General features: G+C 39.2%; 14 protein-coding genes. 9 read left to right on the top strand and 5 right to left on the bottom strand.

Features of this window, described 5'->3' with window-relative positions:
* Positions 1 to 280 precede the first annotated feature (280 nt).
* The 3 genes from hemE (at position 281) to O1Q79_RS09515 (ending at position 2,370) form a co-directional block, all read left to right on the top strand.
* Positions 281 to 1,345 carry a uroporphyrinogen decarboxylase gene (gene hemE / locus O1Q79_RS09525; protein ID WP_386692023.1) on the top strand — a complete coding sequence of 355 codons (1,065 nt, stop codon included), beginning with the start codon at positions 281 to 283 and terminating at the stop codon, positions 1,343 to 1,345.
* Between the two features lie 11 nt (positions 1,346 to 1,356).
* Positions 1,357 to 1,947 (top strand): YjaG family protein, encoded by a 591-nt coding sequence (locus O1Q79_RS09520; RefSeq protein ID WP_386692021.1) that lies wholly within the window; start codon positions 1,357 to 1,359, stop codon positions 1,945 to 1,947.
* Between the two features lie 147 nt (positions 1,948 to 2,094).
* Positions 2,095 to 2,370: an HU family DNA-binding protein gene (locus O1Q79_RS09515; protein WP_386692019.1), complete on the top strand. Its 276-nt coding sequence runs from the start codon at positions 2,095 to 2,097 to the stop codon at positions 2,368 to 2,370.
* A 55-nt stretch (positions 2,371 to 2,425) separates the two neighbouring features.
* On the opposite strand, the gene murB is transcribed toward O1Q79_RS09515, so the two are convergent.
* Genes murB through O1Q79_RS09495 form a run of 4 tightly spaced genes read right to left on the bottom strand, consistent with a single transcriptional unit; the run spans position 2,426 to position 5,484 of the window.
* Positions 2,426 to 3,451, bottom strand: coding sequence for a UDP-N-acetylmuramate dehydrogenase (murB, locus tag O1Q79_RS09510; RefSeq protein WP_386692016.1), 1,026 nt, complete (start codon positions 3,449 to 3,451; stop codon positions 2,426 to 2,428).
* Positions 3,451 to 4,068, bottom strand: a complete 618-nt coding sequence (locus O1Q79_RS09505) for a glutathione S-transferase family protein (protein WP_386692014.1) — start codon at positions 4,066 to 4,068, stop codon at positions 3,451 to 3,453. The genes murB and O1Q79_RS09505 overlap by 1 nt, the downstream gene beginning before the upstream one ends.
* Positions 4,069 to 4,107: 39 nt before the next feature.
* The gene (gene lysA, locus O1Q79_RS09500) at positions 4,108 to 5,355 is read right to left on the bottom strand and encodes a diaminopimelate decarboxylase (RefSeq protein ID WP_386692012.1); all 1,248 of its coding nucleotides are present in this window, start codon (positions 5,353 to 5,355) and stop codon (positions 4,108 to 4,110) included.
* 9 nt (positions 5,356 to 5,364) lie between these two features.
* Positions 5,365 to 5,484, bottom strand: a complete 120-nt coding sequence (locus tag O1Q79_RS09495; RefSeq protein ID WP_386692010.1) for a lipoprotein — start codon at positions 5,482 to 5,484, stop codon at positions 5,365 to 5,367.
* Positions 5,485 to 5,658: 174 nt separating this feature from the next.
* Between O1Q79_RS09495 and O1Q79_RS09490 the strand changes: the two genes are divergently transcribed.
* The 3 genes from O1Q79_RS09490 to recQ all read left to right on the top strand — a co-directional run bounded on the left by O1Q79_RS09490 (position 5,659) and on the right by recQ (position 10,561).
* Entirely contained in the window at positions 5,659 to 8,226 is a 2,568-nt protein-coding gene (locus O1Q79_RS09490) for a TonB-dependent receptor domain-containing protein (RefSeq protein WP_386692008.1), read from the top strand.
* A 146-nt stretch (positions 8,227 to 8,372) separates the two neighbouring features.
* Positions 8,373 to 8,681, top strand: a complete 309-nt coding sequence (cyaY, locus tag O1Q79_RS09485; protein ID WP_386688465.1) for an iron donor protein CyaY — start codon at positions 8,373 to 8,375, stop codon at positions 8,679 to 8,681.
* Entirely contained in the window at positions 8,681 to 10,561 is a 1,881-nt protein-coding gene (recQ, locus tag O1Q79_RS09480; protein ID WP_386692006.1) for a DNA helicase RecQ, read from the top strand. Before cyaY ends, recQ begins: the two co-directional genes overlap by 1 nt.
* A 94-nt stretch (positions 10,562 to 10,655) precedes the next feature.
* Here the strand turns inward: recQ and O1Q79_RS09475 are convergent, their stop codons facing one another.
* On the bottom strand, positions 10,656 to 11,381 hold the full coding sequence (locus O1Q79_RS09475; RefSeq protein ID WP_386688469.1) for a glutathione peroxidase: 726 nt from the start codon (positions 11,379 to 11,381) through the stop codon (positions 10,656 to 10,658).
* A 121-nt stretch (positions 11,382 to 11,502) separates the two neighbouring features.
* Between O1Q79_RS09475 and oxyR the strand changes: the two genes are divergently transcribed.
* The 3 genes from oxyR to O1Q79_RS09460 all read left to right on the top strand — a co-directional run bounded on the left by oxyR (position 11,503) and on the right by O1Q79_RS09460 (position 14,367).
* Positions 11,503 to 12,405, top strand: a complete 903-nt coding sequence (gene oxyR, locus O1Q79_RS09470; protein WP_386692004.1) for a DNA-binding transcriptional regulator OxyR — start codon at positions 11,503 to 11,505, stop codon at positions 12,403 to 12,405.
* A gap of 1 nt (position 12,406) precedes the next feature.
* Positions 12,407 to 13,018, top strand: coding sequence for an HTH-type transcriptional repressor FabR (fabR, locus tag O1Q79_RS09465; RefSeq protein WP_132299362.1), 612 nt, complete (start codon positions 12,407 to 12,409; stop codon positions 13,016 to 13,018).
* 137 nt (positions 13,019 to 13,155) lie between these two features.
* The gene (locus O1Q79_RS09460) at positions 13,156 to 14,367 is read left to right on the top strand and encodes an MFS transporter (protein WP_386692001.1); all 1,212 of its coding nucleotides are present in this window, start codon (positions 13,156 to 13,158) and stop codon (positions 14,365 to 14,367) included.
* The last annotated feature ends 57 nt before the right edge of the window (positions 14,368 to 14,424 follow it).

The raw sequence follows: 14,424 nt of genomic DNA, 5'->3' as shown, positions 1-14,424 counted from the left end.
AAATGCAAGTACAGTAAGACCAATACTTAACCACATAATTTAATTCTCCCGTATTTTCGGTAAACTAGATTTATATTGACGAAAAAAACGTCCACCTAGTAAGAAAAAATAAGTAACAACAATTAAAGCCACTGTACTCCAAGCCTTAAATGCTGCTTCTCCTTGTCCAAATATTACCACAGGGATAGCTAATAGCAAATAGGTATATCTCCTTTGAATATTGCAATCACTATCTATCTCATATACACTTCCCCCACTTTATTTTTATTTATCAAATTTTATGCCACCATTAAAAAACGATCGCTATTTAAAAGCCTTATTGCGTGAACCTGTCGATTACACCCCTGTTTGGCTAATGCGACAAGCTGGACGGTATTTACCAGAATATAAAGCGACTCGAGCGAAAGCGGGAGATTTTATGTCGCTTTGTCGTAATGCGGATTTAGCTTGTGAAGTAACATTACAACCGCTTCGCCGTTATGCGTTAGATGCCGCTATTTTATTTTCTGATATTTTAACCATTCCTGATGCGATGGGCTTGGGGTTAAGTTTTGGTGTGGGTGAAGGACCAAAATTTGCTCGTCCAGTAGAAAGCAAAAGTGCGGTGCAAAATTTGCCAATTCCTGATCCCGAAGTCGAATTACAATATGTCATGAATGCGGTGCGTACCATTCGCCGTGAACTCAACGGCGAGGTGCCATTAATTGGTTTTTCAGGCAGTCCGTGGACGTTGGCGACCTATATGGTGGAAAGTGGCTCAAGCAAAACATTCACTAAAATCAAAAAAATGCTGTATTCCGAACCGCAGTTATTACATCAACTGTTGGATAAAGTAGCTGATTCGGTGATTTTATATCTCAATGCTCAAATTAAAGCAGGGGCTCAATCTGTTATGGTATTTGATACTTGGGGTGGCGTGTTGGCACATCGGGATTATGTCGATTTTTCATTGCAATATATGCACAAAATTGTAGCGGGTTTAATCCGTGAAAATGAAGATCGCAAGGTACCTGTTACTTTGTTCACTAAAGGCGGTGGCTTATGGTTAGAACAGATTGCGAACACAGGCTGTGATGCGATTGGTTTAGATTGGACTGTAGATATTGCGAAAGCGAAAGCTCAAGTAGGACATAAAGTTGCCTTACAAGGCAATATTGATCCATCAGTGTTATATGCCCCACCTGAACGCATCATACAAGAAGTGCGGTCAATTTTGGCAGACTTTGGCACAGGCTCTGGGCATGTGTTTAATCTCGGGCATGGCATTCATCAAGATGTGCCTGTGGAAAGCCCAAAAGTGTTGGTGGATGCCATTCACCATTATTCCAAACCTTATCATCAATAAAAGGAACGGCTATGCGAAACCCTATTCATAAACGCCTTGAACATTTTGCAAGTTGGCAACATTTAACGTTTATGGCTTGTCTATGTGAACGGATGTATCCGAACTTTCAGCTGTTCTGCCAAATGACGGAACAACCAGAACAAGCCAAAACCTACCAAAATATCTTAAATCTGGTATGGGAATATCTAACCGTGAAAGATGCCAAAATTAATTTTGATCATCAGTTGCAAAAATTAGAAGATATTATTCCCGATGTCAATGATTACGACTTTTTCGGTGTGGTACCTGCGTTGGATGCGGCGGAAAGTTTAGGTGAATTATTGCACGCTATCATTGCAGGTTCAACGTTAGAACAAGCGATTAAAATTAGTCAGCTTTCCTTACAAACCGTCGCAACCTTGTTAGAAACCGAACAAGAACGTGAATTATCGGAGAATGATCTGAAAAGTGCGGTGGAAATTGAACAAGAATTAGATGTGCAATGGCAAATTTACCGCACCTTAAATGAATGTGAGAAGCGCGATATGGATCTCATTCTAGACCTAAAAAATGAGATTCGTAGTGCTGGAATATCAAATATTGGTATAGAAATCACGCAATAATGTGATCTTTACCACAAATTTACAAAATAGTGCTTGCTTTCAAACGAACTTTGTTTAATCTATACGGCACTGTGCTTACAGTTATTGAAATCTGGTAAACAAAGGTTTTACCGCAACATTTAATAAAACATTATAAGGTATTCAATTATGAACAAAACAGATTTAATCGATGCAATTGCAGCAGAAGCGAATTTAACTAAAAAAGATGCAAAAGCAGCGTTAGAAGCCACTTTAAATGCTATTTCTGGTAGTTTAAAAGCGGGCGATCCGGTACAGTTAATTGGTTTTGGTACATTTAAAGTAAACGAGCGTAAAGCACGTACAGGTCGTAACCCACAAACAGGTGAAGAAATCCAAATTAAAGCATCAAAAGTACCTGCGTTCGTCGCTGGTAAAGCATTAAAAGATGAAGTAAACTCATAATTGATATTGCATGCTTTCTCCAAAACCCTGCTATACGGCAGGGTTTTGTAGTCTATCAACTAATCACATTTTCCGCATTTATCTCACCATCTGCGCCAATAAAACGCACCTCTGGTGAAAGATAAACATCAAACTTCGCTGCTACCGCTTGACGAACATGATGAGCTAATTCTATGACATCAGAACTGGTGGCATTACCCGTATTCACTAACACTAATGCCTGTTGTTGATGCACCATGGCACCACCAATTTGATAGCCTTTTAAACCGCATTGATCAATTAACCAACCTGCTGCCAGCTTAACAAAGCCATCTGCTTGTGGATAATTTGGAATAGTGGGATATTCTGCTTGTAAATCGTGGAATTGACGAGCAGTCACCACAGGATTTTTAAAGAAACTCCCCACATTCCCGATTTGCTTTGGATCAGGTAACTTCGCTTGGCGAATCGCACAGACTTCAGCAAAAATTTGTTGAGCTGTCACCGTATTCGCATCAAGATTGGCAAGTGATCCATATTTCAACACAGGTTGCCAGTTTTTGGCTAATTTTAGCCCGACAGCAACCACCACAAAACCCTCTGCATATTGATGTTTAAATACTGAATGGCGATAAGCAAAACCACAGTCTTCATGACTTAAACGAAATACTTCGCCTTGGTTTAAATCTAACACCTCAACATAATCGCAAATATCTTTAAATTCAACACCATAGGCACCGATATTTTGTATCGGTGCAGAACCAGCACAGCCTGGAATTAAGGCTAAATTCTCTAAGCCCTGAATGCCTTGTGACAGCGACCATTGCACTAAATGATGCCAATTTTCGCCCCCTGCAACGTGCAAATAGTGAAAGTCATTATCCTGTCTATGTTCAATGCCTTTTAACCGATTAATTAATACGGTACCGTTAAAATCTTGCACAAATAAGACGTTACTCCCCTCACCTAACAACAATACAGGCTGACTATCCGCTTTTGCCGTTGACCAAACTTGCGTAAATTGCTTAACTGCGGTGATTTCTACAATATTTTTTGCCTGAACATCAATGGCAAAGGTATGATAATGACGTAAACTTTGCATTAGACAGGTAATCCTTGTTGTTTTAGCACAGATTGCACACCAGCATTTTGTCCTACTCGTTGATAGAATGCCACTAAATTTCGCAAATCACTGTAATCCACTCCAATTAAATGACACCAACGTAAAATAGTATAAAGGTAAGCATCCGCCACCGAAATACGTTCACCTAAAAATAAATGGCGAGCCAAATGATCATCTGCAATAGATAATAAAGTCAGAATTTTCTCTGCAGTTGCTTGACGAATTTGTTGTATTAACGTTTCATTACCTTCTGCATAAGCAGGTTGATGGAAAAATGCACCAAAAGTTTTATGTAAATCTGCATTACAAAATGCTAACCATTTCATTGCTTTTGCTTTGTCTTGTACTGTTTTACTACCGAAAATTTGAGCATCTGGATATAAATCATCTAAATAACTTAAAATCGCCACATTTTGTGATAACGCAAAATCACCATCTAATAATAACGGTACTGCACCTTGTGGATTTAATGATAAATATTCTGGCGTTTTAATAAATTCTCTTGTTGCCTCAATGGCTTCATAAGGCTGTCCAATCCACTCTAACGCAATATGTGGCACGGTAGAACAAGAGCCTTTTAAATAATATAATTTCATATCAATTTCTCCTTTTTATCTCTACTTTTTTATCATTATTTACGGCAATAAACGTTCTAATTGCCATAAATTCTCATAGCTCTCACGCTGCCGAATCAAATGAGCCTGATCACCATCTACTATGATTTCTGCGGTACGTGGGCGAGAATTATAATTTGAACTCATGCTCGCCCCATAAGCACCAGCGGAACGTTGCACCAAAAAATCCCCTTGCGCTATCGCCAATTCACGTTGTTTTCCAAGAAAATCTGACGTTTCACACACAGGACCAACAACATCATAAACGGCTTTTTCACGTGCCAAACTGCGATCCGCTTCAATAATATTCATATAAGCCTGATACAAAGCAGGGCGAATCATATCGTTCATACCTGCATCAACAATAGCAAAGTTTCGGCTTTCGTTGGTTTTTATATATTCCACTTTAGTCACTAAAATCCCCGCATTCGCCGTGATTGCACGCCCTGGTTCAAGGATAATTTCCAAATCAAATTGTTGCAATTTTTCAAGTAATGCTTTGGCATATTCAGTCGGATGTGGCGGTGTTTCGTTGGTATAAGGCACACCTAGACCACCACCTAAATCTAGGTGTTTCAGCTGAATACCGTCTGCATTTAATTGTTGCATTAAATGAATTAAACGATCGGCAGCATCTAAAAATGGTTGCAATTCAGTGAGTTGCGAACCAATATGACAATCCATTCCAACAACTTGAATATGGGCTAATTGACTAGCTTGGCGATATACATCTTGAGCCTGTTCCACGCTTACACCAAATTTATTTTCTTTCAATCCAGTAGAAATATAAGGGTGCGTATGTGCATCTACATCAGGATTAACACGTAACGAAATCGGTGCAATTTTCGCCATTTTACCAGCAACTTCATTAATCCGATAGAGTTCAGGCAGGCTTTCTACATTAAAACAACGAATCCCGACTTCCAACGCACGAGCAATTTCTATTTCTGTTTTCGCTACACCAGAGAATACCACTTTCGCAGGATCACCGCCCGCTTTCAGCACACGCTCTAATTCCCCTTGCGACACAATATCAAACCCCGAGCCTAATCTTGCCATGGTTTGCAACACAGCAATGTTTGAATTTGCTTTTACCGCAAAGCAAATCAGATGCGGATGATCTCCAAAAGCCTTATCAAAAGCATACCAATGACGCTCCAAAGTTGCTTTAGAATAGACATAAAGTGGCGTACCAAATTGCTGTGCTAACTGACTTACAGGCAATGCTTCAGCAAAAAATTTATTGTTCTGATATTGAAAGAAATCCATTTAGAAATCCTATTTTTGTTGGGTTTGTTGGGTATTCTCTTGTGGGTAATATAAAGGTCCTTTCACGCCACAGCCTATTATAAAGGTTGCTAGCACTAAAAGTGCGGTTAAAAAAATCGTTTTTTTCATAATTTGTTATCCTATTAATTCTTTAAGATATTCTACACTATTTTCCAATGAAACAATCAACATAGTTTATCTAATTTACACAATTTACCTCATAACAATAGGACTCTTGATTTATGAAATAACTTATAATATATTAATGCAAATCATTTGTATTAATATTTAAATGGATTATATATGGATAAAGGTGCTTATCTCATTATTGGCTTATTGCCTATTTTAGCTCACGCAAGTTCAGATGTTCCGAAAAATGAACTGCCTAAAAAAATCTCACAACTTGAGACCATCTTGGTCAAAGAACAACGGAATTATGATGATAACGAAACAAAATCATATTTAAAATCAGGTTCTTACTCTTATTTACAACAGTCCAATATTACCCAATTTCGTGGTAGCTCAGTGGGTGATTTTCTTACTGGAATTAGTGGTGTCACCGCAAGCAATAAACGCAATAGTGGTGCATTAACAGTAAATATTCGTGGTTTAGCTAATGAAGATCGCGTGCCTATTTTTGTAGATAATGCCTTGCAATCTGTGCCATCTTGGCAAGGTTATGCTGGTTCATCCACGAGAACCTATTTGGATCCCGATTTAATCAGTACAGCCGAAATTGAAAAAGGTCCATCAATGGAAAGTGATGGGGTTGGGGCAATTGGTGGCGTGGTGAGAATGTCTACTATCGGTTGGAAAGATATTATTCCAGAAGGAAAAACTTGGGGTGTTAGAATTCAAATGGGAACAATGAGTAATACAGTTTCTCCACCTGATAATTATACCGTTGGAGGATATCAAACTAGATATATTGCCTCATGTCGTGAAAATGCTGCTGGGTTATGCCAAGAGCAAAGTTATGCACCAGATGCTCGCTATTCTTCTCATTCCCCCAAATTTAATTCTTACAATACTAGCATTGCGTTTGCTAATAAATGGGAAAACGCGGATGTGGTGTTAGCTTATGCAAAACGTAAACAAGGCAATTATTATATAGGTAAACATGGTCAACTGCCTGAAATTGCTAGCCATGAAATAGAAGAGGAAGAATCCATTTCCATGGATGTGGAAGATACTCTAGCACGATGGGGCAAAACATCCTTAGATGATATCACCGATCAAGAACAAGAAGATAATGCCATGTCGGTCTATAATTATCCGAATTATCAACGCATTAATAAAGATATTGATATGGGCATTATCACGCTTAAAGAAAATCATAGTACCCTATATCGTGCGGGCGAAGAAGCACTCAATACATCACAAAATACCAAATCTTATTTAGGTAAAATTAATCTTTATAACGATCAGCATAAACTCAGCCTAGGTTATAGTCGTTACCATAGTCAATTTGGTGAAATTATGCCATCTATTTTGAATTTCCGTGGCGTAGGAGCATTACAAGGGGAAGGCACTGAAGTCAAAGCGGATACTTATACCATTGGCTATCAATATAATCCTAATAATCCCTACATAAATTTAAACCTACAAACCTATTATAGCCGTGTGGATTCATCTAATTTCACACCTTACCTTGAGGAATTAGGCTACTCTTGGTCTAGCCGTCATGCTCATTTCTCAGTCATCAGACAGAAAGGAATCAGCTTAAAAAATACTAGCCAATTTAACTTAAATCAACAGCCATTAACCTTAACTTATGGTATTTCTCATGCTTACGGGAGAATTAGCCAGCCAAGAGATACACTCTCCCGAGTTCGTGCCAAAGGTTATCCTGACGATGCCGTTGCACCTTTTTATATTCGCAACGGAAAACGCCGTGAAAATAGTGTTTTTGTCAATGCGAACTATCCATTCGTAAAACAGCTTAAGCTAGATCTTGGTTTGCGTTATACCCGAACTGAAATTAACGATTATCAGCCCAATGTGATTTTTGGTGCAGGCGGGGCTACCAAAACCGAGTATCAAGAACCCATTAAAGTCAACGGTTTCTCGCCGATTGCCATGCTAACTTATGAACCAATGGATGGAATACAACTCTTTGTAAAACACGCCAGAGCCACCAAAGCTCCTAGCCTGTTCCAAGGTACAAAAGGCTTTAGCATGCAAGTGACTGATAATGCGTTACAAGTGCTAAGACCTGAAAAAACACGAGATTGGGAAGTGGGTACAAATATTTTCTTTGAAAATATCGGCAATTTTGATAATGTTCTCGGCTTTAAACTCAATTATTTTGACAACAATATTAAAGACTATATCACTCGTACCACCACCGGCGGACAAACAGCACAAACTTTTAATATTCGCAGTGCAACCTTTAAAGGTATTGAATCATCAGCTTACTTTGATATGCAACGTTTCTATGCCAAATTATCCGCCACGAGATACACAAAAATTCGCTATTGCTTATACGCTCATCAAACTGATCGTGAACAACTATGCTCAACCAATATTAAAGACAGTAATTTAAATAACCAAATGCCGTCCAAATTAACCTACCATATTACCTTAGGAACTCGTTTGTTTGATAATAAACTGGATCTCGGCGCTCGTTATAGTTACTACGGAAAACGCTATGTGCCTACTTTAAAATTAACCGAAGATCGCACCTCCAGTATTGAATGGAACGCTTATTCCTTGGTGGATTTATTCGCTTCCTATCAAGTTACAGAAAACCTCAAAGTCAATTTTAATGTGGATAATCTATTTAATCGTTATTATTTAGATGTCAATAATATGGGGTTAAACACTGCACCAGGTCGCACCGTGCGAGTGAATTTTGATTATAAATTTTAACTAAATGTAGGGCAATTTTACAAATCTACCGATGTAAACAAAATAAATGCCCTACATCCCCCCTATTCTATGCAAGTTTCCTCTATCCTTAATCACTAAAACTCTCTATAATTTACCCTAAAATTGCATTTACTGAGAGAACAAAAATGAACCTAGCTGAATTTCATCAAAATATTGAACAAGTGTGGGATCACATTGAAGAACAATGTGATGAGCAAGATGTGGACGTAGATTTTGAACGTCAAGGATCGGTGTTTACCATGACTTTTGGCAATCGTACACAAATTGTCATTAATAAACAAGAATCCATGTTAGAACTCTGGCTGGCTAGCCGTTTAGGTGGTTTACATTTTGCTTGGAAAGATAACGACTGGATTAACCACGATGGTAAACGCTTTTACGATTGTTTAAGTGAAGCCTGTGCGGCTCACGGTGAAGAAGCGACATTTGGCTAATGGAATCGCTGTCTTCCTTTGATTTGAACGACAATAGTACGGTGCCAAAAAAACACGATTTTTCCACCGCACTTGCTGATCCTTTACAAGTATTAAAGGATGTATTCGGCTATCAATCTTTCCGCAAAGGGCAACAAGAAGTCATTCAATCTGCATTACATGGACAAGATAGCCTTGTCGTGATGGCGACAGGGAACGGGAAATCCCTGTGTTATCAAATTCCAGCCTTGTGTTTTTCAGGTCTAACCTTAGTTATTTCACCATTAATTTCCTTGATGAAAGATCAAGTCGATCAACTGTTAGCCAACGGCATCACTGCGGATTATCTCAATTCCACACAAACCTTTGAACAGCAACAACAGGTGCAAAATAAAGCCATTTCTGGTCAACTCAAATTACTTTATCTTTCCCCTGAGAAGGTGATGACAAATCACTTTTTTTCTTTTATTTCCCATTGTTTAGTCAGCTTTATTGCTATTGACGAAGCCCATTGCATCTCCCAATGGGGGCATGATTTCCGTCCTGAATATGCTCAACTCGGCGGATTAAAGGCTACTTTTCCCAATGTGCCAATTATGGCATTAACCGCCACTGCTGATAACACCACCAGACAGGATATTTGGCAAAATCTTCGTTTAAATCACCCGCACTTATATGTAGGCAGCTTTGATCGCCCGAATATTCGTTACACCTTAGTGGAAAAATTCAAGCCAATGGAACAGCTCTGTAATTTCGTGGCGGCACAAAAAGGCAAAAGTGGCATTGTATATTGCAACAGTCGCAATAAATCGGAAAAAGTCGCTGAAGCCTTAAAAAAACGTGGGGTATCCGCAGATTTCTATCATGCAGGCATGGATTTTGCCGAACGTGAACGTGTGCAACGAGCCTTTCAGCGAGATAATATTCAAGTGGTGGTTGCCACCATTGCTTTTGGTATGGGAATTAATAAATCTAACGTGCGATTTGTTGCTCACTTTGATTTATCTCGCAGTATCGAAGCCTATTATCAAGAAACAGGACGAGCGGGACGAGATGATTTACCTGCCGAAGCGGTATTATTTTATGAACCCGCCGATTACGGCTGGTTACACAAAATGCTACTGGAAGAACCTGAATCGCCGCAACGAGAAATTAAACAACACAAACTAGAAGCCATCGGTGAATTTGCCGAAAGCCAAACTTGTCGCCGTTTAGTATTACTCAATTATTTCGGCGAAAATCGTCAAAAACCTTGCAATAACTGTGATATTTGCTTAGATCCACCGAAAAAGTATGATGGCTTAATGGATGCACAAAAAATCCTTTCTACTATTTATCGCACGGGTCAACGCTTTGGTATGCAATACGTGATAGGCGTTATGCGCGGCATGAATAATCAACGTATTCGTGATTACCAACATGATAAACTAAGCGTCTATGGCATTGGCAAAGACAAAAGCAAAGAATATTGGCAATCAGTGATTCGCCAATTAATTCATCTCGGTTTTATTCATCAAGTCATGAATGACGTTGGCGTACAATTACAACTCACCGAAAGTGCCAGACCAATTTTACGTGGTGAAATCCCTTTAGAGCTGGCAACGCCACGCTTATCCGCTATTGCAACGGTTTCTGCCCCACAACGTAGTGCAGTGACCAATTACGATAAAGATTTATTTGCTCGCTTACGTTTTTTACGCAAACAAATTGCCGACCGAGAAAATATTCCGCCATATATTGTATTTAGTGATGCGACCTTACAAGAAATGTCCCTGTACTTACCAACCAATAAAGTGGAAATGCTACAAATTAATGGCGTAGGGGCAATTAAATGGGAACGATTCGCTCAACCGTTTATGGCGATTATTCAAGAGCATAAGGCAATTCTCAATAAAGCATAATATACAACAAATTAGATAAAAATTAGTCAAAAAAACCGCACTTTGAGCAATTTACCCAAAGTGCGGTGAGAAAATACCGAATATTTAGCTTAAATTAAGCTAAATATTTCTCTAAATCTTCGCTACCACCGATGTACTGACCACCAATAAAGACTTGTGGAACAGATGTTTTGCCTGTAATAGCACGTACAGAGATAGTTGAAGCATCACGACCTAATACGATTTCTTCAAAGGTATAGCCTTTCACTTTTAATAAACCTTTTGCTTTCGCACAGAATGGGCAACCTGGTTTAGTGAAGATAGAAACTGATGGTTTTGCTTCCCATTTTGGATTTAAGTATTTGATCATGGTGTCGGCATCAGATACTTTGAACGGGTCGCCTGGCTCTTGTGGTTCAATGAACATTTTTTCTACTACACCATTGCGTACTAACGCAGAATAACGCCATGAACGTTTGCCAAAGCCTAAATCTTCTTTACCAACAAGCATACCCATACCTTCGGTAAATTCACCATTACCATCTGGAATAACGGTAATATTTTCTGATTCTTGGTCTGCTTTCCATGCGTTCATAACGAATGTGTCATTAACAGACATACAAATAATATCATCAACACCTAACGCTTTGAATTCACATGCTAATTCGTTGTAACGTGGTAAGTGTGTTGATGAACAAGTTGGGGTGAATGCACCTGGTAATGAGAATAACACAACAGTTTTGTTGTCGAATAATTCTGCTGATGTTACATCAACCCATGCGTCGCCTTGGCGAGTGTGGAATGTAACTTGAGGAACTTTTTTTCCTTCCATATTTGACATAATTTTCTCCAATTTAAGTGGTTAGTTGTTTTTACTGAGTGGATTATAGGTAATTTTGTGGTATAGTTACAATCAATTAATTCTATCCTTTTAATTGTTTATACCTATAAGGAACTTTTTTATGAATATTCGTGATTTAGAATATTTGGTCGCACTCGCTGAATACAAACATTTTCGCCGAGCAGCAGATGCTTGCCATGTAAGTCAACCAACATTAAGCGGACAAATTCGCAAATTAGAAGATGAACTCGGTATTATTTTATTAGAACGTACCAGTCGCAAAGTGTTGTTTACACAATCTGGTTTGTTGTTAGTAGATCAAGCGAAAACCGTGTTACGTGAAGTTAAATTACTCAAAGAAATGGCAAGCAATCAGGGGAAAGATATGACGGGACCGTTGCATATTGGGGTAATTCCGACCGTCGGTCCATATTTACTCCCGCATATTATGCCCCTGTTAACGCAAAAATTCCCTGAATTAGAGTTATTTTTATATGAACAGCAAACAGCACATTTAATTGATCAATTAGAAACCGGGCATTTAGACTGTGCCATTGTAGCATCAGTGGAAGAAACCCAATCTTTTATTGAAGTGCCACTTTTTTATGAAAAAATGCTGATTGCAGTATCAGAAAAACATCCTTGGGCCAATGAACCACAAATTCCCATCTCCGCATTGAAAAATAAAGAAATTTTAATGTTAGATGATGGACATTGTTTACGTGAACAAGCCTTAGGCTATTGTTTCTCTGCTGGGGCAAAAGAAAATTCACATTTTCAAGCCACTAGCCTAGAAACGCTACGTAATATGGTCGCCTCCAATGCCGGTATAACATTAATGCCCGAATTAGCGGTGCATAACGAAGGTAATCGTCAAGGGGTGAAATATATTCCTTGTGTGGATCTCGAACCGAAACGTTCTATTATGTTAATTTATCGCCCCGGCTCACCATTACGTCAACGTTATGAACGTATTGCACAGGCCATTGCTGATGCGGTTAAACCAATTTTAGAAGATAAATAATATGGCTGGAATTCGCGCTTTACAAAAAGAAAAAACACGCCAAGCATTAATTAATGCGGCGTTTAATCAATTAACCGCGGAAAAAAGTTTTGCTAACTTGAGTTTACGTGAAGTTTCACGAGAAGCAGGTATCGCTCCCACTTCCTTTTATCGTCATTTTAAAGATATGGAAGAACTCGGGTTAACCATGGTGGATGAAGCGGGGCTAACCTTACGTCAATTAATGCGACAAGCCCAGAAACGCTTGCGTAATGGCGGTAGTGTGATCGAGGTATCCATTGATACGTTCTTTGAGTTTATTGAAAACAACCCGAATGTATTTCGTTTGCTATTACGTGAAAGTACCGGTATTTCTTTACTGTTTCGCACCGCAGTTTCGCGAGAAATTAAGCATTTTATCGAAGAATTAGGCGAATTTATTACTTATCGTTTTAATTACTCCAGATATGTTGGCTACATGCAAGCAGAAGCCAGTGTCACATTAACTTTTAGTGCCATGTCGAAAGCCTTAGATATGGATGAAAAAGATCGGACGGCATTAAAAGAACGGGTAATTTTACAACTGCGGATGATTGCTAAAGGCGCTCAATTTATGGCGATTAAAGAAAAATAGAATACCGGCAAGGTAAAAAATTCAGTTGCCAAATTAAGCAAGACTCTCTAAAATACCGCCGATTTCCCTTCAGGAAATGAAAAAATACCTTTCTTTTAACTTTAAACGTTGCCTGTGAGCAACAAAAGGATCAAATCATGACAACTCATCATGTTGATAAATATAGCTGGAAAGCCTTATTAGGATCCGCCGTTGGCTATGCCATGGACGGTTTTGACTTATTGATTCTCGGCTTTATGCTCAGCGCGATTTCAGCGGATTTAGCGTTAACCCCAGCGCAAGGCGGTTCATTAGTCACTTGGACTCTGATTGGTGCGGTAGCCGGTGGGCTAATTTTTGGTGCATTAAGCGACAAATATGGTCGAGTGCGAGTACTGACTTGGACAATTGTATTATTTGCGGTATTCACCGGACTTTGTGCTTTTGCTCAAGGTTATTGGGATTTACTGATTTATCGTACCATTGCGGGTATAGGTTTAGGTGGCGAATTTGGTATCGGTATGGCATTGGCAGCGGAAGCATGGCCGGCTCGTCATCGAGCTAAAGCGTCATCTTATGTCGCACTAGGTTGGCAAATTGGGGTCCTCGCTGCAGCATTATTGACCCCATTATTATTACCGATTATCGGTTGGCGAGGTATGTTCTTAGTGGGAATTTTCCCTGCTTTTGTGGCTTGGTATTTGCGTGCTAAGTTACATGAACCTGAGGTGTTTGTTAAAAAACAAGCGAGTACCAATAAACCGAAAAAATCACCTTTCAAATTATTAATCAAAGATAAAAACACCACAAAAGTCAGCCTTGGAATTATTGTCCTGACATCAGTACAAAACTTTGGTTATTACGGCATTATGATTTGGTTGCCTAACTTTTTATCTAAACAACTCGGTTTTAGTTTAACCAAATCTGGGCTTTGGACGGCAGTAACAATTTGTGGCATGATGGCTGGCATTTGGATTTTTGGTCGGTTAGCAGATGCTATCGGACGTAAACCAAGTTTCCTCATTTTCCAATTGGGTGCGGTGATCAGCATTGTGACCTATTCCCAATTAACTGACCCAACGGCTATGTTGTTTGCAGGTGCGTTTTTAGGCGCCTTTGTGAATGGTATGATGGGTGGTTATGGAGCATTAATGTCAGAAGCTTATCCAACCGAAGCACGTGCTACTGCGCAAAATGTCTTATTTAATATCGGACGTGCAGTGGGAGGCTTTGGACCCATTGTGGTTGGGGCGGTAGTTTCAGCTTATTCGTTCCCAATTGCTATCGCATTTCTTGCCACGATCTATGTGCTTGATATGCTAGCGACATTCTTTTTAATACCAGAACTCAAAGGCAAAGCGTTAGAATAACCCTTATTTTTGCCGCACTTTAATTCAAAATACAAAAGTGCGGTGCTTTTTTGCGAG

Source organism: Lonepinella sp. MS14434 (assembly GCF_042468235.1).
Taxonomy (GTDB): Bacteria; Pseudomonadota; Gammaproteobacteria; order Enterobacterales; family Pasteurellaceae; genus Lonepinella.
Note: the sequence above shows the minus strand (reverse complement) of the source record. Positions and strands in the feature narration are given on the sequence as shown.